The organism is Streptomyces sp. NPDC050674 (genome assembly GCF_040654575.1).
In the GTDB taxonomy this organism is placed as follows: domain Bacteria; phylum Actinomycetota; class Actinomycetes; order Streptomycetales; family Streptomycetaceae; genus Streptomyces.
In genome coordinates, this window is sequence record NZ_JBFAIG010000005.1 from 166,145 (window position 1) to 192,737 (window position 26,593).

Below are 26,593 nucleotides of genomic sequence, written 5' to 3' on the forward strand. Positions count from 1 at the left end.
GCTCACAGCTGGCTCAGGATCGACCGGTCCGTGATCTTCGTGTCCGCCGCCAGCAGCATCGCCTTGTTCAGGATGACCGCCAGCATGCGGTCGCCCTCGAAGGGGAGGTAACCCGTCCCCTGAGCCGTCGGGTCGGACTTCGGGACGATGCAGAGGTACTGGTCGTTCGGGGTCATGAGGATGTTGCCCGAGCCGAGGTGGATCTTGTAGGTGTGGCGGTCGCCGCGGACGTGGAGGAAGCGGCCCTCCAGCGTGCAGCGGTCGGCTATCGCCAGGCGCGGGACGAGGCGTTCGAGCAGGAGCCCGCGGGTCTGGGCGCTCTGGTTCAGCTCGCCGAAGCCGTACGACGTCCAGTACTCGCGGAAGCGGCCGCCGGGGCCGCCGTCCTGCCAGGTGGGGTCGTTGCCGATGCTGGAGACGCCGACGAACAGGTCGACGTCGCGCAGGATTTCGGAGAGGACCAGGGGCGGGATGTCCTCCAGGGGGAGCGGCTCGACGGGGTCCTGGCCGCCGCGGAGCCCCATGGCGTACTCGCCGCCGTAGCAGTGGGCCGAGTTCTCCGGGGCGTCGATCGGGTAGAAGCGGACCTGGTCGGTGCGCAGACGCAGATAGCTGCCGGACTCGGTGGTGTCGACGCCGTACTCCTCGCCGTCGCCCTCGATCCAGTACTCGGCGCGCAGACCCCACTGGGGCAGCTCGCGGGTGGCGGGAGGGGCCGAGTCGTCGACGCACAGGCGAAGCTTGTTGCGCCAGCCGCGCAGCGCCGCCAGGGAGTTGAACTGGTGCTGGCGCAGGATGTGCGCCGCGAAGCGGTTGGAGTAGGTGCGCGTGGCCCGCTCGGCGTCCGTGAGCAGGTAGATCTCGCGATGGGCCTGCTTGAACGGCTGGGTGATGCCGTGCCGCTCCAGCCAGTCGCGCCAGGCGACGACCTCGGCGCTCTCGCGGCCGACGGGGTGCCAGAGTTCGACCCGGGTGCCCTCGGTGAGCGGTTCATCGGCCAGTGTGCGCAACTCGCCGTCCGCGTATCCGGCCGGCCGGCCGTCGATCGTCCACAGCAGACGGCGGGCCAGGGTGCCGACCAGGGGATGGTCGAGGTAGCGCTCGCGCCAGACGGCGTACGGCCAGCTGCGGCGGGCCAGGAACTGGCGGTCCAGGCGCTCGCTCTGCGCCGAGAGCATCTTGTCGATGTCCTTGACCGCGGTCTTCAGGTCCTTCAGCGCGTCGGGGTGGTCGCGCCTCACCGCGGCCGGGACGCTCTTGACCGGCTTGCCCGCCGCGTTGCGCCAGCTCAGCACGGCCCGGGTGCCGTGGACCTCCAGCAGGGCCGTGGCCTCGCCGAGGTGGTACGTCGCCCGGCCGACCTCCGTCAGGCCGTACGCGGGGACCGCCAGTTCCTCGATCTCCTCGCGGCCGAGGCCGAGCGCGGTGGCCCGGGCCTCCAGGGCCGTGTCGACGAGCTTGGCCGTGTTCTTGTACGTCAGCCGTGTGGCCAGCCGGGCCAGTTCGGCGAGGGCCGCTTCGGAGTCGATGCGGGCCAGCGCGACGACACCCGCGTTCGCGACCTTCGGGTTGCGGGGGCCGATGCCCGCCACCTTCCTCAGGGAGGTCTCGACCAGGGCGCCCAGGGCCCGCGCGGTCTCGGGCCGGGGCGGCAGCAGGGAGAGCAGCCAGGCCAGGCCGCGCAGGGCCGTCGCGTTGTACGGGTCGAAGGCGTTGTTGACGTCCGTCTCCCACTCGCGGCGCTCCAGCGGCAGCGTGCGGGGGCGGCCGACGAGCGCGAGCCAGGCCAGGACCGTCTCACGGACGGCGTCCGTGCCGAGCGTGTCCAGCAGGGCGAGCGCGCCCTTGTCCCACTTCGCGTTCGGCTTGGAGGCGGTGGCCGTCATGGCGTACCGCAGGAGGGCCTGCCAGTCGGGGGTCGTGGCATCACTCAGGGCCTGGTCGGCCCATGCCTCGCCGACGTTGAGGACGGGGTCGGTGAGCTGCCGGGCCAGCCCGACGAGGTCGCTCGCGCGGTAGGCGTCCAGGGCCGCGCGGCGGACGACGGCCACGACGGGCGCCGGCAGGGGGCGGCCGGCGGCCAGTTCGGCGCGGACCAGGACCTCGAAGCGCAACGCGTAGAAGAAGGACTGTCGCCGGGCGAGGTCGTCCAGGGCCTTGCGGCGCTCGGCGGCCAGCGGATCGTCGGCGAGGCCCTCGGAGATCATGCCGCACAGGACGAGATGGCGGCAGCGGGCCTCCGTGTCGTCACCGGCCCGGTGGAAGCGGTCGGCCAGGGCGTGCAGCAGCTCGCGGCGGCGGTCGGCGGGCAGCTCGCGGAGCCGGTCGAGCACCTGCTCCCAGTCTCCGCCCCAGATGCCGCGGCGGGAGTCCAGGACGTTCAGGGCCTGGTCGGCGACCTGCTCCGTGTCACCGCCGGCGATGCGGTCGCGCAGCCGGTCGAGGTGCGACCGGGGGGTACCGGAGGCGCTCATCAGCCACCCACCAGGGGGACGAGCTTGAGGAACGTGACCTCGGTGCCGAGCGTCAGCTCGATCTCCTCGTCCGGGTCGGTGACCTGACGGTCTCCCACCAGCACCAGGAAGCCGTTGCCCGCGAAGGCCCGCTCGGCCAGGGCCGTCTGGGCCTCGGGGTCGATGCGGCGGGGCGTGCGCACCGCGTAGCCGTTCAGCACCCGTTCGGTGTCCTGCGGCTGTACCAGGCCCTGGAAGACCTCCGGCCTGCGGGCGTTGTACTCAGCGACCTCCTGGAACACCCGGCGCCGGATCAGTTCCCTTGCGGTCAGGCGCTCTTCGGCGATCTCCAGCCCCCAGGCGGCCCGCCGCTCCCCCGTCGTCGTCTCGTCGACGAACGTCACGATTCCCATGCCGAGGACAGTACGAGGCACCACTGACAATCACCCCGGCCCCTTGTGTTGAACATGTTCAAAAGTAGGTCTAGAGTCATCCCCGACAGCGTTTTGAACGTGTTCAAGAAGGGTGGGGCAATGGACCGCACGGTCATCGCCTACGTCATCTACCTGCTGGTCAGCATCGGTCTGACCGTCTGGGTGGCCCGCACGCTCAGCCGGAACGGAAAGGTGTTCCTCGCCGACGTGCTGCACGGCAACGAGAAGCTCGCCGACGCCGTCAACCACCTCCTGGTGGTGGGCTTCTACCTCGTCAACCTCGGGTTCGTCGCCCTGTACCTGAGCGGCGACGGGACCATCACCGACGCCCGCGGCGTCTTCGAGGCCCTGTCGACCAAGCTCGGCGTGGTGCTGCTGGTGCTCGGCGTGATGCACCTGGCCAACGTCTACGTGCTGAACCGGATCCGGCGCCGGGGGACCATGGAGCGGGAGCAGGTGCCGCCGGTGCCGCCGCAGGGCTGGGTCGCCCCGTCGGCGCGGGCCTGACGGAGGCCCACGTGAACGCCAGCGGCACGAACGCGACCGGCATGAACGCACCCGCACCGGTGCGCCGGCTCACCGTCCTGTACGACGCCGAGTGCTCCCTGTGCGCGTTCCTGCGCGACTGGCTCCTGCGGCAGCCCCACCTGGTGCCGCTGGAGCTGGTCCCGGCCGCCTCCGAGGAGGCCCGGCGGCGCTGGCCCGGCCTGGACCACGGCGCCACCCTCGCCGAGATCACCGTCGTGGGTGACGCCGGGCAGGTCTACCAGGGTCCCGCCGCCTGGGTGGTCACCCTCTGGGCACTGCGCGAGCACCGCCCGCTCGCCCACCGGCTGAGCACCCCGTCCGGTGCCCGGCTCGCCAGGGGCGCGGTGCTCGCCGCGGCCAAGTGGCGCGGTGCGCAGTGGCACCGGGGGCAGCGCGGCGGCGCGCAGTGGGGCGGCCGGGTGTACCGGAGGGCGGACGGCTGGTCGTACGACCCGGACAGCGGCTGGAGCCACACCGCGCCGGGCTGCGCCGACGGCACCTGCGCCCCTCGGTGACCGCACCGGTGCTGACGTTAGGCTCTCTTCCCGTGCCCGCGAAGAACGACGGCCCCGACGACGGCGCCACCCCCACCAAGTCCGAGCAGACCCGCGCCCTGATCCTGGAGACGGCCATGCGGCTGTTCCAGGAGCGGGGCTACGACAAGACGACGATGCGGGCCATCGCCAAGGAGGCCGGGGTCTCCGTCGGCAACGCCTACTACTACTTCGCGGGCAAGGAGCACCTGATCCAGGGCTTCTACGACCGGATCGCCGCCGAGCACCAGGTGGCGGTCCGCGAGATCCTGGACCGGGAGACCGATCTGGAGGCCCGGCTCGCGGGGGTGCTGCGGGCCTGGCTGGACATCGCCGCGCCGTACCACGAGTTCGCGGTGCAGTTCTTCAAGAACGCCGCCGACCCCGACAGCCCGCTCAGCCCCTTCTCGCCCGAGTCGGAGCACGCGCGCGAGGAGGCCATCAGCGTCCACCGGGACGTGCTGGCCGGGGCGACGAAGACCAAGGTGCCCGAGGAACTGCGGGACATCCTGCCCGAGTTGATGTGGCTGTCCCAGATGGGGCTGTGCCTGTACTGGATCTTCGACCGGACCGAGGGCCGCGAGCGGAGCTACCGGCTCGCCGAACGCGGAGCCCGGCTCACCGCGCGGGGCGTGGCCCTGGCCCGCTTCCGGGTGCTGCGACCGCTCGTGCGCGAGGTGCACGAGCTGTTCACGGACTTCCTGCCGGGGATGACACACGCCATCCCCGATCCGGCGGCCCGGCGGCGCACCGACTCCTGACCGGCGGCCATGGCGGGTCGTCGGAGGACGCGGATGCCTCAGAGGGTGGTGAGGCTCCACAGGCGGAACACGCCCGTGCCGTCCGACAGGTACTGGCCGCCGCCGACGTCCTCGGTCGTCACGACGTACTCCTTCGCCTGCCACAGCGGCAGCACCGGAACGTCCTGCGCGACGGTCTGCTGCACCGATCGGAAGTCCTGGGCGGCGTCGGTCCGCTCGGCGAAGCGCCGGCTGTCCTTGATGAGCCGGTCGACGGTCTTGCTGCTGTAGCCGGTGTTCATGGCGCTGCCGGTGCCGACGAGCGCGGCGCCGAAGGTGTCCGGGTCGGGGAAGTCCGCGACCCAGCCGACGGCGTACGCGTCGAGCCTGCCGGTCGCCCACTGCTTCTGGAAAGCGGTCCACTCGTAGCCCTTGAGGGTGACCTGGAACAGACCGCTCGCCTCCAGCTCCTTCTTGATCTCGGCCGCCTCCTGCTCACCGGCACCCCGCCCCTCGGCGTAGCCGTAGGTGAAGCGCACCGGCAGGCTCACACCGGCCTGGGTGAGCAGCTGCCGGGCCTTCTTCGGGTCGGGCTCGGGATAGTCGTCGAAGAAGGAAGCGGTGTGACCGGTCAGGCCGGCCGGGATCAGGGAGTACAGCGGGTCGACGGTGCCGTCGTAGACGGTGGCGGCCAGTTGCTCGCGGTCGATCAGCCAGGCCATGGCCCGGCGGACCCTCGGGTCGTGCAGCGGCTTGCCGGAACGGGTGTCGAAGTACAGGTTCCGGGTCTCGGAGCCGTCCGCCTCGTAGACGCGCTGCCCGGGGTCGCTCGGGTTGAGCCCGGCGAGGACGCCGGGCGGCAGCTGGTCGGTCGCGACCTCGACCTGCTTGTCCTTCCAGGCGGTGTCCAGGGCCTTAGGGGTGGCGTAGTAGCGCACGTCCACGGGCTTCGCGGTGCCGCCGCCGACGGCGCCCCGGTAGTGCTTGTTGGGCGTGAGGACGGCGTCCCGGTCCTTGGTGTACGAGGTGAGGGTGTACGGGCCGGTGCCGTCGACTCGGGAGCCGGTGCGCAGCTTGGCGGCCGGGTACGCGGTGTGGTCGACGATCGAGCCGGCGCCGGTGGCCACCTTGAAGGGGAACGTCGCGTCCGGTGAGGTCAGATGGAAGGTGACGGTCATGCCGTCGGCGTCCACGGAACCGAGCGTGCCCAGCAGGGACGCCGGGCCGACCGGGGCCTTGATCCTCAGGATCCGGTCGAAGGAGTACTTCACGTCCTCGGCGTCCATCGTCCGGCCGCTGGGGAAGGTGAGGCCGTCGCGCAGCTCGCAGCGGTACGTGGTCAGGTCGCCGTGCGGGAACGCGCAGTTCTTCGCCGCGTCCGGCACGGGAGCGGTGCCGCCCGGCGCGAAGGTCAGCAGCGACTGGAAGACGTTGCTGAACAGCGCCCAGGAGTCCGCGTCGTAGGCGCCGGCCGGGTCCAGCGAGGTGACGCCGTCCGTCGTGCCGACCGTGATGGTCTTCCCGTCGCCCCTGGACGGGGACAACTGCCAGGCGCCCACGCCCGCGGCGGCCAGGACCAGCAGCCCCGCGAGTATCCGCATGCGAACCGATCGCATCGGCTTTGCCCTCCCCAGACCCTCTTGGGGCCCTTGTGTGTATGCCACACCCCTTCGTGGCGGGCTCACCCAATCACAGGATTTTGAGCAGGGGGAAGGGAGATCTTGTGAGTTGGGAAAGAACTTACCGATGCGCCTTTTCGGCCCGGTTTCACAGCGTTCTCACAGGGTGCGCGCTCAGGCCCGCTTCGACGCCAGCTCGATCACGGTGATGTCCGAGGGTGCTCCCACCCGGGTGGGCGGACCCCAGGCACCGGCGCCGCGCGAGACGTAGAGCTGGGTGTCGCCGTAGCGGTCCAGGCCCGCGAGGGTGGGGTTGGCGCCGGCAGCGACGAGGTTGCCCGGCCAGAGCTGGCCGCCGTGGGTGTGGCCGGAGAGCTGGAGGTCGACGCCGTGCTCGACGGCGTCGTGGATCTGCACGGGCTGGTGGGCGAGCAGGACGCAGGCGCGGGCGGTGTCGCGGTCGCCGAGCGCCTTGGCGAAGTCGGGCCCCTGGCCCTCGTCCTCGCCGGCCACGTCGTTGACCCCGGCGAGGTCGAAGTACGGCATCTCCTTGCGGGCGTTCTCCAGGGGGTCGATGCCCAGGCGGCGGACCTCCTCGACCCACTGCTCGGCGCCGGAGAAGTACTCGTGGTTGCCGGTGACGAAGTAGGACCCGTGCCGGGCCCTGAGCCCGGCGAGCGGGGCGGCCGCCGGGCCGAGGTCCTTCACGCTGCCGTCGACCAGGTCGCCGACGACCGCGATCAGGTCGGGCTGCGTCGCGTTGATCGTGTCGACGACCTTCTGTGCGAAGCCGCGCCCCAGGACCGGCCCGAGGTGCACGTCACTGACCACCGCGATCCGGTACCCGTGCGCGGCGCGCGGCAGCTTGGCCAGCGGCACGGTGACCCGCTTGACCTTCGGCCCGCGCAGCACCCCGTACGTCCCGTACCCCACGGTCCCCACCGCGGCGGCAGCGGCGGTCCCGGCGACGACCCGGGAGACGAACAGCCGGCGGGAGGGCCCCGTGGGGGTGGTGGCGCCGGCGGGCGGCGGGGGATCCGCGGGGGCGTCCGGCGCGGGGTCGGACCGCGGGTGGGGTGCGGTGGCGCTGCGGGCGCGGCCGGAGCGGGAGGCGGTCACGGACGCGGTCGTGCCGCCGCCGTTCGCCTGCGGTGCGCTCGTCGCGGCCGGAGACGCGTCGGCATCGGCGTCGGGAGACGGGCTCGAGGGGGCTGCCGACGCCGGATCAGCGGTGGTCGGCGTCCGGCCCCGGTGCGTTCGGCTCGCCCGGTGTTCGAGGAAGCGGCGCAGGAGTGGGCGGACGATCTCTCCCGCCAGCACGGCCAGCAGCAGGTAGATCGACAGGGCCAGCCACAGGAAGCCCGGCCAGGCGAGGATCTGCTGGAGCCGGAAGGGGGCGCCCGTGCGTTCGGCGACCAGGGCGCCGATCGCCAGGGCCCAGCCGCCCGCGATCAGGACCGCACCCGCGCGGCGGACGAGGCCCGGGCCGCCGGTGGTGTCGCGGAACAGGCGGCGCCACACGTACCAGTTGGCCGTCACGACGAGGGCCAGGACCAGGCTCGCGACGAGTACGAAAACGATGACCACGGTGTCGAGTCTCCCGCTCGCCGCTATGACGTCCGGCGCAGTGCGCGCAGACCACGCAACCCGATGGCCCCGATGACCGTCCCCAATACGAAGGAAACGACGGCGAGCAGCAGGTGCACCCAGAAGTAGGCCGTGGGACGACCGTCGTCGAAGGCGAGCCCGCTGCCGTCCTTGACCAGGTTTTTGACGAAAGTGATCCAGATGACCCAGCTCCACACCCCGAAGGCGAGCAGGAACCAGGAGACGGGGCGGCTGAGCTTCATGGCACCAGTATCGCCAGAGCGTGTCCGGTTCCGTTCCCGGGGTGGGGCCGGAGACGGGACTTCCCCCCGTACGGCATGTACGTTTCCGACCGTGCCCGCTCCGAAGAAGACCGCCAGGCGATCCCTGCTGGTCACCTCCGCCGTCCTGTCGTCCCTCGCCCTGGCCGCGCCCGCCGCCCTCGCCGCCCCGAAGCCGTCGGACAGCCCGTCGGCCAGTCCGTCGGCCAGCCCGTCGGCCACTCCCCCGGCGTCGATGTCGACCGTGGGCGGCGCCCGGCTCGGCGAGCCGGGCACGCAGGTGAACCTGGCGAGCGGCGTACCGGTGCTGCCGAAGGACCTCAGCGCCCGCTCCTGGATCGTCGCCGACGCCGAGTCCGGTGACGTGCTGGCCTCCCACAACGCGCACTGGCGCCTCGCCCCGGCGAGCACGCTGAAGATGCTGTTCGCCGACACACTGCTGCCGAAGTTCCCCGGCGACACCAAGCACAAGGTCGTCCCCTCCGACCTGGCCGGCATCGGCTCGGGCTCCAGCATGGTCGGGATAAAGGAGGAGGAGACGTACACGGTCCACGACCTGTGGCTGGGCGTCTTCCTGCGCTCGGGGAACGACGCCGTGCACGTGCTGTCCGCCATGAACAAGGGCGTCGAGAACACCGTCAAGGAGATGAACGAGCACGCCGAGGAGCTCCAGGCCCTCGACACGCACGTCGTCAGCCCGGACGGTTACGACGCCGAGGGGCAGGTCTCCTCCGCGTACGACCTGACGCTGTTCGCCCGCTCCGGGATGCAGAAGAAGGACTTCCGCGAGTACGCCTCGACGGTGCGGGCCAAGTTCCCCGGGCAGACCAAGAAGGGCAAGAAGGGCAAGAAGGTCCGCGAGTCCTTCGAGATCCAGAACACCAACCGGCTGCTGGCCGGTGACTCCGACGTGCCGGTCTACCAGGGCATCGCGGGCGTCAAGAACGGCAACACCACCAACGCGGGCGCCACCTTCACGGGCGTCGCCGAGCGCGGCGGCAAGGTGCTGCTGGTGACGGTGATGAACCCGGAGAAGCCCGAGCACAACGAGGTCTACAAGGAGACGGCCCGGCTGTTCGACTGGGGCTTCAAGGCGGCCGGGAAGGTGCAGCCGGTGGGCGAGCTGGTGCCGCCCAGGAGCGCCGTGCGGTCCAGTGCCCAGCCCGGCGCGAACCCCTCCGGCGAGGCCGGTGGTTCCGGGGACGGCGCCAGCGGCCCGGCGGCGACCGGTGCGAAGCCGGTGGCCAGCGCCCCGGCCACGGGCGGTGCCAGCGGCATCGGGACGGCGCTCGGCATCGCGGGCGGGGTGCTGGTGCTGCTCGCGGGCGGCGCGTTCCTGGTCAACCGCCGCTGGCCGCTGCCGGATCTGGTGCGCCGTCGGACGCGCCCGTGAGGCCCGGGACCTCGTCCTCCTTGCTCCGCGTCGCCGTCCAGGAGGCGCAGAACAGCACCAGCTTCGAGGTGAAGTTGATCCACAGCAGCAGCGCGACGGGCACCCCGAACGCGCCGTACATGCTCTTCGCCGCCACGCCCTGAAGGTAGCCGCTGAGCAGCAGTTTCAGCAGTTCGAAGCCGATCGCGCCGGTCAGCGCCGCCACGAACAGGCGGTGGCGCGTCGGCTCGACGCCGGGCAGCAGGGTCAGGACGTAGAGCAGCAGCAGGAAGTTGGCCAGCACGGCGATCAGGAACGCGGCGATGTGCAGCAGGACCCCGCCCCAGCCGCCCTCCTCGATGCCGGCTTCCCGGGTGAACCAGCCGATCATGGCGGAGGCGATGGCGGAGGCGGCGATGGTGACGAGCAGTGCGCCGCCGAGGCCGATCAGGACACCCGCGTCCTTGCCGTAGCGCAGGACCGGGTTCTCCTCCTCCTCGTCGGACAGCTCCCACACCGCCCGCAGGCACTCGCGCATGGACCCGGCCCAGCTGACGCCGGTGAAGAACAGCAGGGCGCCCGCGATGAGTCCGATGGTGCCGGCGTTGTCGACCAGGCCGGCGATGTCGAGCTGGTCGGAGATGCCGGGGACCTGCTCGGCGAGCTTGTCCTGGAGCCTGTGCTCCTGTTCCGTGCTGAGCGTGGCGGCGGCGATGGTGGCGGACACCGTCAGCAGCGGGAACAGCGCGACGAAACTGGTGAAGGTCATCGCGGCGGCCAGCCGCGTCCACTTCACGCGGTCCAGCCGCTCGTACGACCGCCACGCGTGCGTGATCATCAGCCGCTCCGCCCACGGCCCGATCACCGGGAGTCTTTTCAGCCAGTCCATGATCCGACTCTGCCCTCCGCCCGGAACACCCATGTGCGGGTACCCCAGAACCGCAGGACTGTGGCCAGCGCTATGCCGACGATCGCGCCGGAGACGGTGTCGGCGCGCTGTGAGGTGAGGCCGAGCCCGTAGTGGCTGACGGCCAGGCAGAGCAGTTGCACGGCGGCCCCGGCGAGGTTCACCGCGAAGAACGCGGCGTACGCCCGCAGGCCGGGTGCGCGCGCGGTGCGGTAGGTGCCGGCGGCGTTGCCGGCGTAGGCGACCGTGCAGGCGGCCAGGAAGGACACGGACTTGGCGGTGAGCGGGTCGAGTCCGGCGGGGCCGCGCAGCGCGGTGAACAGGGCGAGGTCGACGGCGTAGGCGGCGAGGCCCACGGTGGCGAAGCCGAGCAGTTCCCGGCGGCGGGGGGCGCCGGGGCCGCCCCACACGCGCGTGGTCACCAATTCGCCACGGCCAGGCCGTACATCGCCACCCACACCACGCCGATGAGGGCGAGCGCGCGGTCGCGCAGGACGACGTCCTCGGGTTCGCCGGCCGTGCCGCGGTCGGCGAAGACGGCGTACCGCAGGACGGCCAGGATGAAGGCCACCATGGACAGTTGGCGCCAGGGCAGCACGCTGGTGTGCGGGACGCCGCCCTCCTCCATGGCCCACAGGCAGTAGCCGAGGACGGCGACCCCGGCCGCGAGCTGCCAGACGAAGCGGAGGTAGCCGGTGGTGTACTCGGTGAGCAACGCCCGTGTGGCGCCCGCCTTCCCGGCCATCTGGACGGCTTCCGAGTAGCGCTTGGCCGACACCATGAACAGCGCGCCGAAGCCGGTGGTGATCAGGAACCAGCGCGACAGCGGGATGCCGAGGGCGAGTCCGCCGATCATGGCCCGCATCAGGAATCCGGTGGTGACGACGGCGAGATCGACGACCAGGACGTGCTTCAGGCTGACGCAGTAGGCCAGTTGCATGCCCAGGTAGGCGGTCAGCAGCGCGGCGACGGCCGGGCCGCACAGCCAGGCGGCGACGGCGGGCGCGAGGACGCCGAGGAGGCCGCCGACGGTGTAGGCGAGGGGTACGGGGACCTGTCCGGCGGCGACCGGGCGGTGCCGTTTGACGGGGTGGGCGCGGTCGGCGTCGGCGTCGCGGGCGTCGTTGACGAGGTAGACGGCGGCGGCGCAGGCGGTGAAGAGGGCGAAGACCAGGCCGAGTTGGATCGCGGCGTGCCGGGAGAAGAGCTCGCCCGCGGCGGCCGGGGCGGCCACCACGAGGACGTTCTTGACCCACTGTCTCGGGCGCGCGGTCCGCAGGAGACCGGCCAGGAGGCCGCCCTTGCGCGGTGGTGCGGACCGCTCCTCGTGGGTGCGCTGCCGCAGGATGGCCGTCTCAGTCATGGTGGGCGCCTCCGCGCATCCAGCGGGCGCCGAGCCGGGCCGTGAGGGCGCCCAGGGCCGCTCCGGCGGCGACGTCCGAGGGGTAGTGGACGCCGGCCACCAGGCGCGAGACGCACACGGCGGCGGCGAGCGGCGGGACCGCGTGTGCTCCCAGGGCGCCGAAGGCGACGGCGGCGGCCGCTGCGGAGGTGGCGTGCGAGCTGGGGAAGGAGTGCCGGCCGGCGGTGCGCACCAGGGGGTCGACGTGCGCGGGGCGCGGTCTGCGCACGACCCGTTTCACCCCCATGCTGACGAGGTGCGCCCCGGCGGTGAGGGCGGTGCCGCGCAGCCAGGCGCCGCGCCGGGCGCCGTCGAGGGCGGCTCCGGCAAGGCCCGCCGCCAGCCACAGCGCCGCGTGCTCCCCCGCCCAGGACAGGGCACGCGCGGCACCGGCGACGCGCGGGTCGGTGCCGCACGCCCTGAGCGCCGAAACGATCCGGTGGTCCATGTCGTGCAGGTCGTCGATGTCGTCCATGTGGACTCACTGTTCACGCCCATCAACCCTGAACTCCGGCAATATTGAGCGACATCCCATTAATCACCCATTTTGGGGAGGGATGCCATGTTCGCTAACTAATCGCTCACAGTAGGGCGATACGGTCACGAACATGTCTGCCGACACCGATTTCGACCCGGACGTCATGGGCCTTGACCACACCACCGTCATGGGCTGGGGGCGCACCGCCCCCACCGCCGCCCGGCTGATCCGCCCCCGGACGTACGAGGAGGCCGCGGCAGCCGTCCGGGACTGCGGGGCCCGCGGCGGGATCCCCCGGGGGCTGGGACGGGCATACGGGGACGCGGCGCAGAACGCGGGTGGTTCCGTGCTCGACATGACGGCCCTGGACCGGGTGCACGCGATCGACGCCGACGGCGGGACCGTGCTGTGCGACGCGGGCGTCTCCCTGCACCGGCTGATGGAGGTGCTGCTGCCGCTCGGCTGGTTCGTGCCGGTCACCCCCGGCACGCGGTACGTCACCGTCGGCGGGGCGATCGGCGCCGACATCCACGGCAAGAACCACCACGTCTCGGGCTCCTTCGCGCGGCACGTCCTCGCCTTCGAACTGCTCACCGCCGACGGCGAGATCCGCACGGTGATCCCCGGCACGCCGCTCTTCGACGCCACGGCCGGCGGCATGGGCCTGACCGGCGTGATCCTCACCGCGACGATCCGGCTCCAGCCGGTCGAGACGTCGCTGATGTCGGTCGACACCGAACGGGCCACGGACCTGGACGACCTGATGGCCCGGCTCGCGGCCACCGACCACCGCTACCGCTACTCGGTCGCCTGGATCGACCTGCTGGCCCGGGGCGCCGCCACCGGGCGAGCGGTCCTCACCCGCGGCGACCACGCGCCGCTGGACGCGCTTCCCGCACGCCTGCGCCGGGACCCGCTCGCCTTCCGCACCGCGCGTCTTCCGGCCACGCCCAGGCTCCTCCCCGAGGGCCTGCTCAGCCGGACGACCGTCGGCCTGTTCAACGAGCTCTGGTACCGCAAGGCCCCCCTCGCCCGCACCGGCCAGATCCAGCGCATCTCCGCGTTCTTCCACCCCCTGGACGGCGTGCCGCACTGGAACCGCGTCTACGGCCGCGGCGGCTTCGTGCAGTACCAGTTCGTCGTCGGCTACGGCCGGGAGGACGCCCTGCGCCGGATCGTGCGCCGGATCTCCGAACGCCACTGCCCGTCCTTCCTGGCGGTCCTCAAACGCTTCGGGGAGTCCGACCCGGGCTGGCTGTCGTTCCCCGTGCCGGGCTGGACGCTGGCGCTGGACATCCCGGCGAGCCTGCCCGGCCTCGGCGCGTTCCTCGACGAACTCGACGAGGAGGTCGCCGCCGCCGGCGGACGCGTCTACCTGGCCAAGGACTCCCGGCTGCGCCCGGAGCTGCTGGCGGCCATGTACCCGCGTCTCGACGACTTCCGCGAGCTGCGCGCCGAGCTGGATCCGCGCGGGGTGTTCGTGTCCGACCTGGCCCGCCGCCTCAGTCTGTGAGCAACCTCAAGGAGCTGCTGTCATGAAAGACGCCTTCGGTCTCCCCCAGTCCCTGCTCGTCCTCGGCGGGACGTCGGAGATCGCGCTGGCCACCGCCCGCCGCCTGATCGCCCGCCGCACCCGCACGGTCTGGCTCGCCGGCCGCCCCTCCCCCGCCCTGGAGGATGCCGCCGGGCAGCTGCGCGGGCTCGGGGCCGAGGTGCACACCGTCGCCTTCGACGCCCTCGACCCGGCCTCCCACGAGGCCGTGCTCGGCAAGGTCTTCGCCGAGGGCGACGTCGACATGGTGCTGCTCGCCTTCGGGCTGCTGGGTGACCAGGCCCGTGACGAGCGGGACCCGGAGGCGGCGGTGCGGGTCGCGCAGACCAACTACACCGGCGCGGTCTCGGCGGGCCTGGTGTGCGCCCGCTCGCTCCAGTCCCAGGGGCACGGCTCGCTGGTCGTGCTGTCCTCCGTCGCGGGCGAGCGGGCCCGCCGCGCCAACTTCATCTACGGCTCCAGCAAGGCCGGCCTCGACGCCTTCGCGCAGGGACTGGGCGACGCGCTGCACGGCACGGGTGTGCACGTCATGGTGGTGCGCCCCGGGTTCGTGCGGACGCGGATGACCGCCGGGCTGCCCGAGGCGCCGCTGGCGACCACGCCCGAGGCGGTCGCGACGGCCGTGGAGCTGGGCCTCAGGCGCCGCTCGGAGACGGTGTGGGTGCCGGGAGCGCTGCGGGTGGTGATGGCGGCGCTGCGGCACCTGCCACGCCCGGTGTTCCGGCGGCTGCCGGTCTGACCCGGAGGCGGTCGGCGGGTCGGGACCGAGCCGTGGCCCCGGGGGCCGGTCAGCGGGTCGGGACCGAGCCGCGTTCCACCCGCCCGGCCTGCGGGGGGACCACCGAGCCGCCGAAGGGGAACTCGCGGAGCTTGCGCCAGACGCCGTCGGCGCCCTGCTCGTAGAGGGCGAAGCCGGTGCAGGGCCACTCGGCCTCGTAGCCGGCGAGCTCCTCGAAGGCGCGGTCCATGGCCGCCTCGTCGATGCCGTGGGCCACGGTGACGTGCGGGTGGTACGGGAACTGCAGTTCGCGTGCGGCCGGTCCTGCGGGGTCGCGGACCTGCTCCTGGAGCCGTGTGCAGGCGTCGGCGCCCGAGACGACCCGGACGTACACCACCGGCGACAGGGGCCGGAAGGTGCCGGTGCCGGACAGCCGCATGGGGAACGGGCGGCCGGCCGCGGCGACCTCCGCCAGATGCGCCTCGACGGCGGGCAGGGCGCTCTCGTCGACCTCGGTCGGCGGCAGCAGGGTGACGTGCGTGGGGATGCCGTGAGCAGCGGCGTCGCCGAAGCCCGCGCGCAGCTGCTGGAGCTCGCTGCCGTGAGGCTCCGGGACCGCGATCGAGACACCGATCGTTACGGTCCCCACGTCGTCTCCTGTCGTGTCAGTGTGGCCGCTGATACGACCACCCGGTTATCGACTGTAAGGCCACGGCCGGGTTCCGGGCAGGCGCAACCGGAGTGATGTACAGCGCTGTTCGGTCGTACGGCTGTGCGCGGGGGCGGGTTCAGTGCTTGGCGGGCAGGAAGCCGACCTTGTCGTACGCCTGGGAGAGGGTCTCGGCGGCGACCACGCGGGCCTTCTCGGCGCCCTTGGCGAGAATCGAGTCGAGCGTCTCGGGGTCGTCCAGGTACTGCTGGGTGCGCTCCCGGAACGGCGTGACGAAGTCGACCATGATCTCGGCGAGGTCGGTCTTGAGCGCGCCGTACATCTTGCCGGTGTACTTCTCCTCCAGCTCGCCGATGCTCTCGCCGGTGAGGGTCGAGTAGATCGTGAGCAGGTTGCTGACGCCCGGCTTGTTCTCGGCGTCGTAGCGGATCACCGTGTCGGTGTCGGTGACGGCGCTCTTGACCTTCTTGGCGGTGGCCTTGGGCTCGTCGAGGAGGTTGATGAGGCCCTTCGGCGTGGAGGCCGACTTGCTCATCTTGATCGACGGGTCCTGGAGGTCGTAGATCTTCGCCGTCTCCTTGAGGATGTACGGCTTCGGGAGCGTGAAGGTCTCGCCGAAGCGGCCGTTGAAGCGCGTGGCGAGGTCACGGGTGAGCTCGATGTGCTGGCGCTGGTCCTCGCCGACCGGGACCTCGTGGGCCTGGTAGAGCAGGATGTCCGCGACCTGGAGGATCGGGTACGTGAACAGGCCGACCGACGCGCGGTCGGTGCCCTGCTTGGCGGCCTTGTCCTTGAACTGGGTCATCCGGCCCGCCTCGCCGAAGCCGGTGAGGCAGTTCATGACCCAGGCGAGCTGGGCGTGCTCGGGGACGTGGCTCTGCACGAAGAGGGTGCAGCGGTCCGGGTCGAGACCGGCGGCCAGGAGCTGGGCGGCGGCCAGGCGCGTGTTCGCGCGCAGGTCCTTCGGGTCCTGCGGGATGGTGATCGCGTGCAGGTCGACGACCATGTAGAACGCGTCGTGGGTCTCCTGGAGGGCCACCCACTGGCGGACGGCGCCGAGGTAGTTGCCGAGGTGGAACGAGCCGGCGGTGGGCTGGATCCCGGAGAGCACGCGAGGTCGGTCAGAGGCCATGCCCACCATTCTCTCAGGTCCCGGGGTCCGATCCGGAACCGGCCGGAAACAGACGGGCTCCCGTGCGGCTCCGGCGGTGTAACAAGGGTGAGGCACAAAGGGGCCGCCCCCGGGCGGGGTCGGGGTGGGGCCGTTGTGGCCCTTGTGGGGCCGATGCGGAGGGGGACCGATGCGGGCACGAGGCGGGGCCGGGAGACGCCGGAGCCGGGTGGGTTCGGCCGCGTGGCCGGCCCGGGTGGTGTGGTGGGGGCTGGTGGTGTCCGTGGTGGCCGTTCCGGCCGGGGGTGCGGCGGTCCCCGCCGCCGCTGCCGTACCGGCGCGGGGGCGGGACGTTCCCGACGTGGCGATGGTCGTCGCGGGCGGGACGGGGCGGACCGCGGCGGTGCGCTCGGGGCAGCGGGACTTCGCCCGGCTGTGGCAGCTGCTTCAGCCCACGCACACGCACACGGAGCGGGTGCCGGACGACTGGGCGGAGGGGGACTTCCCGCAGGTGCGGCTCACGGTGCTCTGGGGGCTGTCCGGGGTCGGCGGCTGGCCGAGCACGAACCGGCCGCCGGGCGGGGACGTGGCCGTCGAGCGGCAGGACCAGCTGGTCGTGGCCGAGGACGGCACGCCCTGGGTGCGCTCGGACCCCAGCCCCACCGTGGAGGACGACGACATCCGCTGGCACCGGGCGCCGCGGTCCGTCTTCGAGCGGTTCGACCTGGCCCGGCTGCTCGGTGACGCGGAGGGCGGACCCGTCGCGAGCCCGCCCCCCTCGGCGGACCCGGACGGTCCGGTGCGGGGTGACGTCCGGTGGGCGGTGACGGCGGGGGCGCTGGGGCTCGCGGCCGGTGCGGGCGGCACCCTGCTGATACGCCGCGCGGCGGCCCGGCGGGAAGCCGGACCGCCGCGGGAGGAGCCGCGTCAGGTGCTGATCGACCTGGACGAGTGACCGGCCGCGCACGTCGGCCCGGGCCCCGGACGGGTGACGGGCCGCGGGCGTCAGCCCAGGTCGATCTCCGGGTACAGCGGGAAACCGGCCACGAGGTCGGTGGCGCGGCGGGAGATCTCGTCGGCGATCTTGGCGTCGAGGACGTGGGCCGCCTTGGAGGGGGCGCCCGACTTGGTGGTGCCGGGCTCCGCCGTGGTGAGGACGCGGTCGATGAGACCGGCGACCTCGTCCATCTCGGCGGTGCCGAGGCCGCGCGTGGTCAGCGCGGGCGTGCCGATGCGGATGCCGGAGGTGTACCAGGCGCCGTTCGGGTCGGCGGGGATGGCGTTGCGGTTGGTGACGATGCCCGACTCCAGCAGCGCGGCCTCGGCCTGGCGGCCGGTGAGGCCGTAGGAGGAGGCCACGTCGATCAGGTTCAGGTGGTTGTCCGTGCCGCCGGTCACGAGGGTCGCGCCGCGGCGCATCAGGCCCTCGGCCAGGGCGCGGGAGTTGTCGACGATGCGCTGGGCGTAGTCCTGGAAGGACGCCTGGCGGGCCTCGGCGAGGGCCACGGCCTTGGCGGCCATGACGTGCGGGAGCGGACCGCCGAGGACCATCGGGCAGCCGCGGTCGACCTGGTCCTTGAGGGTGTCGTCGCACAGGACCATGCCGCCGCGCGGGCCGCGCAGCGACTTGTGAGTGGTCGTGGTGACGATCTGGGCGTGCGGCACCGGGTCGAAGTCGCCGGTGAGGACCTTGCCCGCGACCAGGCCGGCGAAGTGCGCCATGTCGACCATGAGCGTCGCGCCGACCTCGTCGGCGATCTCGCGCATGATCCGGAAGTTCACCAGGCGGGGGTAGGCGGAGTAACCGGCGACGATGATCAGCGGCTTGAACTCGCGGGCGGAGGCGCGCAGGGCCTCGTAGTCGATGAGGCCCGTGGCCGGGTCCGTGCCGTAGGAGCGCTGGTCGAACATCTTGCCGGAGATGTTCGGGCGGAAGCCGTGGGTGAGGTGGCCGCCGGCGTCCAGGGACATGCCGAGCATGCGCTGGTTGCCGAAGGCCTGCCGCAGCTCGGCCCAGTCGGCGTCGGTCAGCTCGTTGATCTGGCGGACGCCGGTCTTCTGGAGGAAGGGCACCTCCACCCGGGCGCCGAGGACGGCCCAGAAGGCGACCAGGTTGGCGTCGATGCCGGAGTGCGGCTGGACGTAGGCGTGACGGGCGCCGAACAGTTCCCTGGCGTGCTCGGCGGCGAGACCCTCGACGGTGTCGACGTTGCGGCAGCCGGCGTAGAAGCGGCGGCCGATGGTGCCCTCGGCGTACTTGTCGCTGAACCAGTTGCCCATGGCCAGGAGCGTGGCCGGGGAGGCGTAGTTCTCGGAGGCGATCAGCTTGAGCATCTCGCGCTGGTCGGCGACCTCCTGGCCGATGGCGTCCGCCACGCGGGGTTCGACGGCGCGGATCACGTCGAGGGCGGCGCGGTAGGCGGTGGAAGCGGTGGAGAGGGGCTCGGCTGGCATGTGTGGACCTCCGGACGTTGCGTTCAGCGTTCACGGTACGGCCCAGGCGCACGGCTCTGACTTCTCGGGCCGCTCCCCGATGGTTGGTCCCATCCCAGCGCGCCAGTCACGGCCCTCGGTCAGCCTACCGGGTGGGGTGGGCGGGGAGCGTCTGCCGGGTTGCTCATCGTCGCCGGGTGCGGGTGCTCCGTGGTTGACCGCGCAGTTCCCCGCGCCCCCGATGTACGTCCCCTGAGCTCCGTTTACAAGATCACGTGCGGAAGGAAGCGGGCGTACTCGTCCGTGATCAGGCCCGAGGACTCTCGGATGCCCAGGCCGGCCGACTCGTTCTCCACCACCCAGGCGCCCAGGACCACCCGGTTGCCGTCGAAGTCGGGCAGGGGCGCCAGCTGCTGGTAGCAGCAGGGCTCGTCGCGGAGGGTCGGGGTGGATCCGGGCTCGTGGATCGTGACGCCCGCGCCCTCTCGGCCGAGGAGGGGCTTGGCGACCCAGCCCTTCATGGACAGGTCGCGAGGGCCGTCCAGGTAGGCCGGGAGCAGATTCGGGTGGTCCGGGTACAGCTCCCAGAGGATCGCGAGCAGTGCCTTGTTGCTGAGGAGCATCTTCCAGGCCGGTTCGATCCACAGGGTGGAGCCCGTGCCGCCGCCGTTGTCGAGGGTGTCCAGGACGTGGTCGGCGAAGCGGTCGGTGGTGAGCCACTCCCAGGGGTAGAGCTTGAAGACGCTGCGGATGAAGCGGAGGCGGTTGTCGACGAACCGGCGGGAGAGGCGGTCCCAGCCGATCTCCTCCATGGCGATCCAGTCGGTGGCCAGGCCTGCCTGCTCGGCGGTCTCCTTGAGGTAGGCGACCGTCATCATGTCCTCGCCGAGTTCGTCGGCCGACGAGTACGCGAAGTAGAGGGGGTTGCCCGGCGGGAGGAGGGCGGCCTGCTTCTTCCAGGCGTCGATGAGGCGTTCGTGCAGGGAGTTCCACTGGTCGGCGCCGGGGAAGCGCTCCTCCATCCAGAACCACTGGGGGGAGGCGGCCTCGACGAGTGAGGTGGGGGTGTCGGCGTTGTACTCCAGCAGCTTGGCCGGGCCGGTGCCGTCGTAGCGGAGGTCGAAGCGGCCGTAGACGGACGGGAGTTCGGCGCGGCGCTGCCAGGCCTCGGCGACTACGCGGGCGACGCGCGGGTCGGTGATGCCCAGGTCGGCGAAGCGGTCCTCGGCGACGATGTGCTCGGCGGCGGCCAGGCACATGCGGTGGAGGTCCTCGACCACCTCTTCGAGAGCCTCGATCTCCTCCAGGGAGAAGACGTAGTACGCGCTCTCGTCCCAGTAGGGGCGCAGGGAGTCGTCGGGGTAGCGGGTCAGGGGGTAGATCAGGCCCTGTTCCTCGACGGTCTGCTGCCAGCCGGGGCGGGGCTCCATGGTCCGGCGTTCCATCTGCCGCTCCCGCCCGTCAGCCGCCGCCGCTGCCGGAGCCGGAGCAGCCGAAGCCGCCCCGGTCCACGGCCTCGTCACGGCTGAAGGTGCCGTTGTCGGCGTAACCGCCGCTGACGTCCGCGTCGTAGTACCAGTCGGCGTCGGCGGCCCTGGTCTTGCCGGTCTTCTTGCGGCCCTTGCCGGAGGAGGACGTGCCGGACGAGCAGTTCTTGTCGGCGACGATCTTGTAGCCGTTGATGTAGTCGTAGCTGTCCCGGTCCACACAGCGGCGGTCGGGGTCGGAACCGCAGGCCGACAGGGCCGCCGCGAGGACGCCCATGCCGCCCAGCACCACCGTGCTCGAGCGCAGCCTTCGACGTGTTTCGGCCATGTGCGTGTCTCCCCCGGTCTCCCCGTCGTGCACTGACAGACGGTCAGCCTAGAGAGCGGTGTGAACGGGCGCGCATGACCCCCCGTCCACGGCCGCTCCCCTACTGTCGGTTTGTGATTTTTGGAATGGTGTGCGCCCTTGGCGCGGCGGTCTGCTTCGGTACGGCGACGGTGTTGCAGGCGATCGCCGCTCGGTCGGCGGCGGCGACCGGCCCGGGCGGGGACGTGGCGCTGCTGTGGCGGGCGTTGCGGCAGTGGCGGTACCTGGCGGGCCTCGGGCTGGACGGGCTCGGTTTCGTGTTGCAGATCCTCGCCCTGCGGTCGGTGCCGATCTACGCCGTGGGGGCGGCGCTGGCCGCGAGCCTCGCGGTGACGGCCGTGGTCGCGGCGCGGCTGCTGAAGGTGCGGCTCAGCCGCCTGGAGTGGGCGGCGGTGGCGGTGGTGTGTGCCGGGCTCGCGCTGCTCGGGCTGGCGTCCGGGGCGGAGGGCGACGAGGAAGGGCCGGCCTGGCTGAAGTGGGCCATGCTCGGGGCGGCGGGCGGGGTGCTGCTGCTCGGGGCGGCGGGCGGGCGGCTGCCGGAGCGCGGGCGGGCGCTGGCGCTCGGGCTGGGAGCGGGGCTCGGGTTCGGGGTGGTGGAGGTGTCGGTGCGGCTCATCGACGGGCTGTCCCCTGGTGAGCTGTTCCCGAACCCGGCGACGTACGCGCTGCTGCTGGGCGGCGGGGCGGCGTTCCTGCTGCTGACCTCGGCCCTCCAGCGCGGTTCGGTGACCACGGCGACGGCCGGGCTGGTGCTCGGGGAGACGGTCGCGCCCGCGCTGATCGGCGTGGTGTGGCTCGGGGACCGTACACGGCCGGGCCTGGGGTGGCTGGCGATCGCCGGTTTCGCGGTGGCGGTGGCGGGGGCGCTGGCGTTGTCGCGGTTCGGGGAGGCGCCGGTGGAAGCGGAGGAGAGCGCCGGCGCGCCGCGGTGAGCCGCCGGGCATTTCCGGCCGCTCGATCATTGTTCGTTGCATCGTGAACGCGGAGTGAGCGCTTTCCGTATGGGACGGCGTGACCGGCAATGCGCGACCGCGCGGCAGCCGGCTTTCCGGAGGGTGGGGTAATGGTCGACGGAGGGGCGGAAAGGCATGTCGTCCATCGCTTCACCTGCGAGGGCCCGGCCCCGGCCCGGGAGTAATTCGATCTGACGGCTATTCGATCTGACGGCGCTTCCCTGATGCGGTGACTTCAGCGCGCTGTTTCGCACGCTGTTGTTGTGTCTGTGCGGCTCCGGCCTTTCTTCGGGAAATGGCGGCACGGGCCCGCGAACGAACAGAGGGAGGTGGGCGGGTGAAGACCCTGCTCATCGACAATCACGACTCGTACACGTACAACCTGTTCCAGCTGATCGCCGAGGTGAACGGCGAGGAGCCGGTGGTGGTCCGGAACGACGCGCCCGTCGACGCCCTTCCCGATCTGCGTGCGTTCGACAATCTCGTGGTGTCGCCGGGTCCCGGGCATCCGGGGGTGCCCCGTGACTTCGGCATCGGGAGCAGGCTGCTCGCCACCTCCCCGGTTCCCGTGCTCGGTGTGTGTCTGGGGCATCAGGGCATCGCGCTCGGGGAGGCCGGGGCGGTGGAACCCGCTCCGGAGCCGCGGGCCGGGCATCTGTCCACGATCCGGCACGACGGGCGGGACCTGTTCCACGGTCTGCCGCAGCACTTCACCGCCGTGCGCTACCACTCCCTGGCCGTGCGCGAGCCGCTGCCGGACGCGCTGGAGGCCACGGCCTGGGCGGAGGACGGCGTCCTGATGGGCCTGAGGCACCGCAGCCGGCCGCTGTGGGGGGTGCAGTTCCGCCCGGAGTCGGTCCTGACGGAGTACGGGCACCGGCTGCTCGTGAGCTTCCGCAACCTCACGGCGGAGCGGGCGGGCAAGCTGCGCACGAAGAACACGGCGGTGCCGATGCCGACGCACGAGGTGATCCGGCACCGGTCTGCCGTCCTGGGGTACGAGAGGGGGGTGTGGCGGGCGACGGCGGCCCTCCCGGACACCGGAGGCCTGAACAAACCGGCCCCGGCGAGCCTCTTCCACGCGGCCGCGGTGCGCCTGGCGGCGAGCTTGTCCCGCGGGTCCAGAACGCCGAGCGGCAGCAGCCCGGGCGCACCACGGAACGAGCCCGTCGACGCCGCCTCCCGCGCGGCGCCCCGGTGGGCGAAGACGGCGGGCCCGGCCGGAACGCCGAGCGGAAACGGCTCGGACGCGGCGCCCGACAGGCCGGTCGAGGGTGCGTCCGACGGACCGGTCGAAGGTGCGCCCGACGGACCGGTCGAGGGTGCGTCCGCGCGAGGGGCCGTCGTCCGTGTTCCCCGGCCCCGTCGTCCCGGGCGGGCCGGGTACCGGCTGCACACGCGGCGGATGGTGGGGGCCGTCGACGCCGAGGTGGTGTTCCGGCGGATGTTCGCGGGGGCTCCCCGGGCCTTCTGGCTGGACAGTTCGCTGGTCGAGCCGGGACGGTCGCGGTTCTCGTTCCTCGGGGACGATCAGGGGCCGCTCTCCGAGTTCGTGCGGTACGACGTCGATGCCGGGCGCTGCGAGATCGAGCGGGCGGGGCGGCCCGTGCGGCGGGTCGGGGCGAGTGTCTTCGACTATCTGAAGCGGCAGTTGACCCAGCGACGGGTGGACGCCACCGGGCTGCCGTTCGACTTCACCGGCGGCTACGTCGGGTACTTCGGCTACGAGATGAAGGCCGACTGCGGGTCGTCCAACCGGCACCGCTCCTCCACCCCGGACGCCGCCTGGCTGTTCGCCGACCGGGTCGTCGCGGTGGACCACGAGGAGGGCTTCACCTACGCCGTCTGCCTGGCGGAGGACACCCCGCAGGCCGCCCGGGAGGCCGCCGACTGGCTTGAGGGCGTGCTGACCGGCCTCTCCGGTGTGGCGGCGCAAGGGCCGTCGCTGCCCGCGGAGCCCGGCCCTGCCGACCCCGGCGCCGCCGAACCGTGGCTGGTGCGCGACCGGGCGACCTACCTCGCGGACATCGAGGCGTGCCGCCGGGCGCTGCGGGCGGGCACCGGCTACGAGGTCTGTCTGACGAACGCCGCCCGGTTGCCCGCTCCGCCCGACGCGCTGGACTTCTACCGGACGCTGCGCCGCGACGACCCGGCCCCGTACGCGGCGTTCCTGAGCTTCGGGGAGGTGGAGGTGGCCGGTTCCTCGCCGGAACGGTTCCTGCGCGTGCGCCGGGACGGCACCGTCGAGGCCCGGCCCATCAAGGGCACCGCGCCCCGGGGCAAGGGGCCGGAGGAGGACGCCCGGCTGCGGGACGCGCTGGCCTCGGACGCCAGGGCGCGCGCCGAGAACCTGATGATCGTGGATCTGCTGCGCAACGACCTGGGGCAGGTCTGCCGGACCGGGAGCGTGCGGGTGCCCCGGCTGATGGCCACGGAGACGTACGCGACGGTGCACCAGCTGGTGTCGACCGTGGAGGGACGGCTGCGGTCCGGCACGGACGCGGTGGACTGTGTGCGGGCGTGCTTCCCGGGCGGGTCGATGACCGGCGCCCCGAAGCTGCGCGCGCTGGAGATCATCGACTCGCTGGAGACCGAGGCCCGTGGTGTGTACTCCGGTGCGCTCGGCTACTTCGGGTGCGGCGGCGGCGCGGACCTCGGCATCGTGATCCGGACGGCTGTCTTCGCCGACGGGACGACACACCTGGGCGCGGGCGGCGCGATCGTGCTCGACTCCGATCCGGAGGCGGAGTACGAGGAGATGCTGCTGAAGACGGCGGCCCCGATGCGGGCCCTCAACCGGCACGCGGCCGACCGGCTGCGGCGGCAGTGCCCGCCGGAGCGGACGGCCGGGGCGGCCGGGGAGGCCAGGCGCTGACCGGCGCGCAGGTCGCACCGCACCGGCCCCGGCCGATGCCGGGCCCCGCGGCGCGATCGCCCGGGTGACGGCCCTCCTCGCCACCGCCCGCCTCGGTGCCGTCACGGTGCTCGTCTCCTCAGGGCTGTCCGTGCCGCCCCGCGGTCATCCCGGCAGTACCGCGCACAGCGCGTCCAGGGCACCGGACCAGGCGTGGTCCGGCGGTGTCCCGTAGCCGACGACGAGGGCGTCGGGCGGCTCGACGGACGCGGCGGGGTTGCGGTAGCGGGCGAGTCCGTGGAGCGCGAGACCACGCCAGTGGGCCGCCTGGACCACCGACTGCTCGGTGCCGGGCGGCAGCCGCAGCAGGACGTGCAGTCCGGCCGCGATGCCGGAGACCCGGGCCTGCGGGGCGCGGTCCGTGACGGCGGCGACCAGGGCGTCGCGGCGACGCCGGTAGCGCAGCCGGGTCGCGCGCACGTGCCGGTCGTAGGCACCGGAGGTGAGGAACTCGGCCAGGGCCAGCTGGTCGAGCACCCCGCTGGTGTCGACACCGCCCTTCGCCGCCGCGACCTCCTCGGCGAGGTCCGGCGGCAGCACCGTCCAGGCCAGCCGCAGCCCGGGGGCGAGGGACTTGCTCGCGGTGCCCAGATAGACCACCCGGTCCGGGTCCAGGCCCTGGAGCGCGCCGACGGGCTGCCGGTCGTAGCGGAACTCACCGTCGTAGTCGTCCTCCAGCACCAGTCCGCCGGTGCGGCGCGCCCACTCGACGACGGCGGTCCGGCGGTCGCGGTGCAGGGGCACGCCCATGGGGAACTGGTGGGCGGGGGTGAGCAGCAGCACGTCGGCCCCGGTCAGCCCGCCCGGGTCGGTGCCCCGGCGGTCGAAGGGCATCGCAACGGTGTCCAGGCCGCAGTCGGCCACGATCTTCCGGTGCACGTCGAGGCCGTAGGACTCGACCGCGACCGTGCGGGCCCCGCGCGCCCGCAGGACCGTGCCGAGCAGCTTCAGACCGTGCGCGAACCCGGAGCACACCACGATCCGTTCGGGGTCGGCGCGCACGCCCCGGGCCCGGGAGAGGTAGCCGGCGAGCGCGGTGCGCAGCTCGGGGCGCCCGCGCGGGTCGCCGTAGTCGAGGGCGTGGTACGGGGCGGCGGTGAGGGCGCGGCGGGCGGCCTTGAGCCATTGCGCGCGGGGGAAGGACGCGAGGTCGGGGCTGCCGGGGCGCAGGTCGTAGGCCGGGCGGGCGGTGGCGCGCGGGTGGTGTGCCGTGCCGGCCGGCGGGACGACCTCGCGGGCGGCGACCCGGGTGCCCGAGCCCTGCCGGGCGGTGAGCCAGCCCTCGGCGACCAGGTCGGCGTAGGCGTCGGCGACCGTGTTGCGGGCGATGCCCAGGTCGGTGGCGAGCGCGCGGGAGGAGGGCAGCCGGGTGCCGGGGGCCAGCCGGCCGGAGCGCACCGCCTCGCGCAGGGCGTCCGTCAGCCCCCGGCGCAGGCCCGGCCCGGTCGGTTCCACATGCAGGTCGACGCCCAGAGTGGCCCAAGGTTCCGCCATGGAAATGGACCATACTCCTGGGCTGCTTTCTCCCTAGGGTCGAGGGCATGACGACGCACACCGATGAGACGACGACCGTGGAGTACGCCCCCGAGCAGCCCGCCCGGCTGGAGTGGACCAAGCACGCGCCCGAGGTCTACAAGGCGATGGTCCGGCTGGACACCGCCGCCCGGAAGGGCCTGGACCACACGCTGTACGAGCTGGTGAAGATCCGCGCCTCCCAAATCAACCACTGCGCCTTCTGCATCGACATGCACACCAAGGACGCCCTCGCGGCGGGTGAGAGTGTCGAGCGGATCGTGCAGCTCAGCGCCTGGGAGGAGTCGCGGCACTTCTACACCGCGAAGGAGCTCGCGGCCCTGGAGCTGACGGAGGCCGTCACGGTCCTGACGGACGGGTTCGTGCCGGACGAGGTGTACGAGAACGCCGCGAAGCACTTCGAGGAGGCCGAGCTGGCCCAGCTCATCGCCGCGATCACGGTGATCAACGCCTGGAACCGCTTCGGGGTGACCTGCCGTATGACGCCCGGCCACTACCAGCCGGGGCAGTACAAGTGACGG

At 72.5% G+C, this 26,593-nt stretch carries 25 protein-coding genes and 1 riboswitch; of the genes, 10 read left to right on the top strand and 15 right to left on the bottom strand.

Annotated features, from left to right (window positions below):
* Positions 1-2: 2 nt before the first annotated feature.
* Together AB0I06_RS11115 and AB0I06_RS11120 are read right to left on the bottom strand one after the other, a co-directional pair.
* Positions 3-2,474 (bottom strand): DUF4132 domain-containing protein, encoded by a 2,472-nt coding sequence (locus tag AB0I06_RS11115; RefSeq protein WP_363118488.1) that lies wholly within the window; start codon positions 2,472-2,474, stop codon positions 3-5.
* The gene (locus AB0I06_RS11120; RefSeq protein ID WP_363118489.1) at positions 2,474-2,866 is read right to left on the bottom strand and encodes a hypothetical protein; all 393 of its coding nucleotides are present in this window, start codon (positions 2,864-2,866) and stop codon (positions 2,474-2,476) included. Before AB0I06_RS11120 ends, AB0I06_RS11115 begins: the two co-directional genes overlap by 1 nt.
* 120 nt (positions 2,867-2,986) lie before the next feature.
* Between AB0I06_RS11120 and AB0I06_RS11125 the strand changes: the two genes are divergently transcribed.
* From AB0I06_RS11125 to AB0I06_RS11135, 3 genes are read left to right on the top strand one after another with little or no spacing between them, the layout of a single operon-like run.
* On the top strand, positions 2,987-3,394 hold the full coding sequence (locus AB0I06_RS11125; protein ID WP_363118490.1) for a hypothetical protein: 408 nt from the start codon (positions 2,987-2,989) through the stop codon (positions 3,392-3,394).
* A 41-nt stretch (positions 3,395-3,435) separates the two neighbouring features.
* Positions 3,436-3,930: a DCC1-like thiol-disulfide oxidoreductase family protein gene (locus AB0I06_RS11130; protein WP_363118641.1), complete on the top strand. Its 495-nt coding sequence runs from the start codon at positions 3,436-3,438 to the stop codon at positions 3,928-3,930.
* A gap of 32 nt (positions 3,931-3,962) precedes the next feature.
* The gene (locus tag AB0I06_RS11135; protein WP_363118491.1) at positions 3,963-4,709 is read left to right on the top strand and encodes a TetR family transcriptional regulator; all 747 of its coding nucleotides are present in this window, start codon (positions 3,963-3,965) and stop codon (positions 4,707-4,709) included.
* A 38-nt stretch (positions 4,710-4,747) separates the two neighbouring features.
* Here AB0I06_RS11135 and AB0I06_RS11140 read toward each other — a convergent pair whose 3' ends face one another.
* The 3 genes from AB0I06_RS11140 to AB0I06_RS11150 all read right to left on the bottom strand — a co-directional run bounded on the left by AB0I06_RS11140 (position 4,748) and on the right by AB0I06_RS11150 (position 8,157).
* Positions 4,748-6,289, bottom strand: a complete 1,542-nt coding sequence (locus AB0I06_RS11140; protein ID WP_363118492.1) for an ABC transporter substrate-binding protein — start codon at positions 6,287-6,289, stop codon at positions 4,748-4,750.
* 192 nt (positions 6,290-6,481) lie between these two features.
* Complete coding sequence (locus AB0I06_RS11145) at positions 6,482-7,894, bottom strand: metallophosphoesterase (protein ID WP_363118493.1); 1,413 nt, start codon at positions 7,892-7,894, stop codon at positions 6,482-6,484.
* A gap of 23 nt (positions 7,895-7,917) precedes the next feature.
* Positions 7,918-8,157 (bottom strand): SCO4848 family membrane protein, encoded by a 240-nt coding sequence (locus tag AB0I06_RS11150; protein WP_003992504.1) that lies wholly within the window; start codon positions 8,155-8,157, stop codon positions 7,918-7,920.
* A 91-nt stretch (positions 8,158-8,248) separates the two neighbouring features.
* Between AB0I06_RS11150 and AB0I06_RS11155 the strand changes: the two genes are divergently transcribed.
* Entirely contained in the window at positions 8,249-9,568 is a 1,320-nt protein-coding gene (locus tag AB0I06_RS11155) for a D-alanyl-D-alanine carboxypeptidase (protein WP_363118494.1), read from the top strand.
* On the opposite strand, the gene AB0I06_RS11160 is transcribed toward AB0I06_RS11155, so the two are convergent.
* From AB0I06_RS11160 to AB0I06_RS11175, 4 genes are read right to left on the bottom strand one after another with little or no spacing between them, the layout of a single operon-like run.
* Positions 9,516-10,436 (bottom strand): YihY/virulence factor BrkB family protein, encoded by a 921-nt coding sequence (locus AB0I06_RS11160; RefSeq protein WP_363118495.1) that lies wholly within the window; start codon positions 10,434-10,436, stop codon positions 9,516-9,518. The two genes, AB0I06_RS11155 and AB0I06_RS11160, sit on opposite strands and share 53 nt — an antisense overlap.
* On the bottom strand, positions 10,424-10,876 hold the full coding sequence (locus AB0I06_RS11165) for a GtrA family protein (RefSeq protein ID WP_363118496.1): 453 nt from the start codon (positions 10,874-10,876) through the stop codon (positions 10,424-10,426). Before AB0I06_RS11165 ends, AB0I06_RS11160 begins: the two co-directional genes overlap by 13 nt.
* Positions 10,873-11,817: a decaprenyl-phosphate phosphoribosyltransferase gene (locus AB0I06_RS11170; protein WP_363118497.1), complete on the bottom strand. Its 945-nt coding sequence runs from the start codon at positions 11,815-11,817 to the stop codon at positions 10,873-10,875. The genes AB0I06_RS11165 and AB0I06_RS11170 overlap by 4 nt, the downstream gene beginning before the upstream one ends.
* The gene (locus AB0I06_RS11175) at positions 11,810-12,331 is read right to left on the bottom strand and encodes a phosphatase PAP2 family protein (RefSeq protein ID WP_363118498.1); all 522 of its coding nucleotides are present in this window, start codon (positions 12,329-12,331) and stop codon (positions 11,810-11,812) included. The genes AB0I06_RS11170 and AB0I06_RS11175 overlap by 8 nt, the downstream gene beginning before the upstream one ends.
* Positions 12,332-12,464: 133 nt before the next feature.
* Between AB0I06_RS11175 and AB0I06_RS11180 the strand changes: the two genes are divergently transcribed.
* Positions 12,465-13,847 carry an FAD-binding oxidoreductase gene (locus AB0I06_RS11180; protein WP_363118499.1) on the top strand — a complete coding sequence of 461 codons (1,383 nt, stop codon included), beginning with the start codon at positions 12,465-12,467 and terminating at the stop codon, positions 13,845-13,847.
* A 22-nt stretch (positions 13,848-13,869) separates the two neighbouring features.
* A complete protein-coding gene (locus AB0I06_RS11185) occupies positions 13,870-14,625 on the top strand; it encodes a decaprenylphospho-beta-D-erythro-pentofuranosid-2-ulose 2-reductase (protein ID WP_363118500.1) in 756 nt (251 codons plus the stop codon).
* 49 nt (positions 14,626-14,674) lie between these two features.
* Here the strand turns inward: AB0I06_RS11185 and AB0I06_RS11190 are convergent, their stop codons facing one another.
* Both AB0I06_RS11190 and trpS read right to left on the bottom strand, forming a co-directional pair.
* Positions 14,675-15,253 carry a 2'-5' RNA ligase family protein gene (locus AB0I06_RS11190; RefSeq protein WP_363118501.1) on the bottom strand — a complete coding sequence of 193 codons (579 nt, stop codon included), beginning with the start codon at positions 15,251-15,253 and terminating at the stop codon, positions 14,675-14,677.
* A gap of 139 nt (positions 15,254-15,392) precedes the next feature.
* Positions 15,393-16,406, bottom strand: coding sequence for a tryptophan--tRNA ligase (gene trpS, locus AB0I06_RS11195; protein WP_363118502.1), 1,014 nt, complete (start codon positions 16,404-16,406; stop codon positions 15,393-15,395).
* Positions 16,407-16,752: 346 nt separating this feature from the next.
* Between trpS and AB0I06_RS11200 the strand changes: the two genes are divergently transcribed.
* Complete coding sequence (locus tag AB0I06_RS11200; RefSeq protein ID WP_363118642.1) at positions 16,753-17,340, top strand: hypothetical protein; 588 nt, start codon at positions 16,753-16,755, stop codon at positions 17,338-17,340.
* A gap of 50 nt (positions 17,341-17,390) precedes the next feature.
* Here the strand turns inward: AB0I06_RS11200 and AB0I06_RS11205 are convergent, their stop codons facing one another.
* From AB0I06_RS11205 to AB0I06_RS11215, 3 genes are all read right to left on the bottom strand, one after another.
* Positions 17,391-18,839, bottom strand: coding sequence for a glycine hydroxymethyltransferase (locus AB0I06_RS11205; protein WP_363118503.1), 1,449 nt, complete (start codon positions 18,837-18,839; stop codon positions 17,391-17,393).
* Positions 18,840-18,872: 33 nt separating this feature from the next.
* Positions 18,873-18,959: riboswitch (ZMP/ZTP riboswitch) on the bottom strand.
* Positions 18,960-19,081: 122 nt separating this feature from the next.
* Positions 19,082-20,263 (bottom strand): glutathionylspermidine synthase family protein, encoded by a 1,182-nt coding sequence (locus AB0I06_RS11210; RefSeq protein WP_363118504.1) that lies wholly within the window; start codon positions 20,261-20,263, stop codon positions 19,082-19,084.
* Between the two features lie 16 nt (positions 20,264-20,279).
* Positions 20,280-20,633 carry a hypothetical protein gene (locus AB0I06_RS11215; RefSeq protein ID WP_363118505.1) on the bottom strand — a complete coding sequence of 118 codons (354 nt, stop codon included), beginning with the start codon at positions 20,631-20,633 and terminating at the stop codon, positions 20,280-20,282.
* A 125-nt stretch (positions 20,634-20,758) separates the two neighbouring features.
* Here AB0I06_RS11215 and AB0I06_RS11220 point away from each other — a divergent pair, with 125 nt between their 5' ends.
* Positions 20,759-21,604, top strand: coding sequence for a hypothetical protein (locus tag AB0I06_RS11220; RefSeq protein WP_363118506.1), 846 nt, complete (start codon positions 20,759-20,761; stop codon positions 21,602-21,604).
* 358 nt (positions 21,605-21,962) lie between these two features.
* Positions 21,963-24,500: an aminodeoxychorismate synthase component I gene (pabB, locus tag AB0I06_RS11225; protein WP_363118508.1), complete on the top strand. Its 2,538-nt coding sequence runs from the start codon at positions 21,963-21,965 to the stop codon at positions 24,498-24,500.
* Between the two features lie 144 nt (positions 24,501-24,644).
* On the opposite strand, the gene AB0I06_RS11230 is transcribed toward pabB, so the two are convergent.
* On the bottom strand, positions 24,645-26,033 hold the full coding sequence (locus AB0I06_RS11230; protein ID WP_363118509.1) for a PLP-dependent aminotransferase family protein: 1,389 nt from the start codon (positions 26,031-26,033) through the stop codon (positions 24,645-24,647).
* A gap of 47 nt (positions 26,034-26,080) precedes the next feature.
* Between AB0I06_RS11230 and AB0I06_RS11235 the strand changes: the two genes are divergently transcribed.
* Positions 26,081-26,590, top strand: a complete 510-nt coding sequence (locus AB0I06_RS11235) for a carboxymuconolactone decarboxylase family protein (RefSeq protein ID WP_363118510.1) — start codon at positions 26,081-26,083, stop codon at positions 26,588-26,590.
* The last annotated feature ends 3 nt before the right edge of the window (positions 26,591-26,593 follow it).

Excerpts from the sequence above, each read along its gene's own strand:
- AB0I06_RS11115 (WP_363118488.1), bottom strand. The coding sequence starts at position 2,474 with ATGAGCGCCTCCGGTACCCCCCGGTCGCACCTCGACCGGCTGCGCGAC.
- AB0I06_RS11185 (WP_363118500.1), top strand. The coding sequence starts at position 13,870 with ATGAAAGACGCCTTCGGTCTCCCCCAGTCCCTGCTCGTCCTCGGCGGG.
- AB0I06_RS11200 (WP_363118642.1), top strand. The coding sequence starts at position 16,753 with ATGGTCGTCGCGGGCGGGACGGGGCGGACCGCGGCGGTGCGCTCGGGG.
- AB0I06_RS11150 (WP_003992504.1), bottom strand. The coding sequence starts at position 8,157 with ATGAAGCTCAGCCGCCCCGTCTCCTGGTTCCTGCTCGCCTTCGGGGTG.
- AB0I06_RS11130 (WP_363118641.1), top strand. The coding sequence starts at position 3,436 with ATGAACGCACCCGCACCGGTGCGCCGGCTCACCGTCCTGTACGACGCC.
- trpS (WP_363118502.1), bottom strand. The coding sequence starts at position 16,406 with ATGGCCTCTGACCGACCTCGCGTGCTCTCCGGGATCCAGCCCACCGCC.
- AB0I06_RS11180 (WP_363118499.1), top strand. The coding sequence starts at position 12,465 with ATGTCTGCCGACACCGATTTCGACCCGGACGTCATGGGCCTTGACCAC.
- AB0I06_RS11120 (WP_363118489.1), bottom strand. The coding sequence starts at position 2,866 with ATGGGAATCGTGACGTTCGTCGACGAGACGACGACGGGGGAGCGGCGG.
- AB0I06_RS11230 (WP_363118509.1), bottom strand. The coding sequence starts at position 26,033 with ATGGCGGAACCTTGGGCCACTCTGGGCGTCGACCTGCATGTGGAACCG.
- AB0I06_RS11160 (WP_363118495.1), bottom strand. The coding sequence starts at position 10,436 with ATGGACTGGCTGAAAAGACTCCCGGTGATCGGGCCGTGGGCGGAGCGG.
- AB0I06_RS11220 (WP_363118506.1), top strand. The coding sequence starts at position 20,759 with ATGGTGTGCGCCCTTGGCGCGGCGGTCTGCTTCGGTACGGCGACGGTG.
- AB0I06_RS11125 (WP_363118490.1), top strand. The coding sequence starts at position 2,987 with ATGGACCGCACGGTCATCGCCTACGTCATCTACCTGCTGGTCAGCATC.
- AB0I06_RS11205 (WP_363118503.1), bottom strand. The coding sequence starts at position 18,839 with ATGCCAGCCGAGCCCCTCTCCACCGCTTCCACCGCCTACCGCGCCGCC.
- AB0I06_RS11235 (WP_363118510.1), top strand. The coding sequence starts at position 26,081 with ATGACGACGCACACCGATGAGACGACGACCGTGGAGTACGCCCCCGAG.
- AB0I06_RS11140 (WP_363118492.1), bottom strand. The coding sequence starts at position 6,289 with ATGCGGATACTCGCGGGGCTGCTGGTCCTGGCCGCCGCGGGCGTGGGC.
- AB0I06_RS11170 (WP_363118497.1), bottom strand. The coding sequence starts at position 11,817 with ATGACTGAGACGGCCATCCTGCGGCAGCGCACCCACGAGGAGCGGTCC.
- AB0I06_RS11210 (WP_363118504.1), bottom strand. The coding sequence starts at position 20,263 with ATGGAACGCCGGACCATGGAGCCCCGCCCCGGCTGGCAGCAGACCGTC.
- AB0I06_RS11215 (WP_363118505.1), bottom strand. The coding sequence starts at position 20,633 with ATGGCCGAAACACGTCGAAGGCTGCGCTCGAGCACGGTGGTGCTGGGC.
- AB0I06_RS11175 (WP_363118498.1), bottom strand. The coding sequence starts at position 12,331 with ATGGACGACATCGACGACCTGCACGACATGGACCACCGGATCGTTTCG.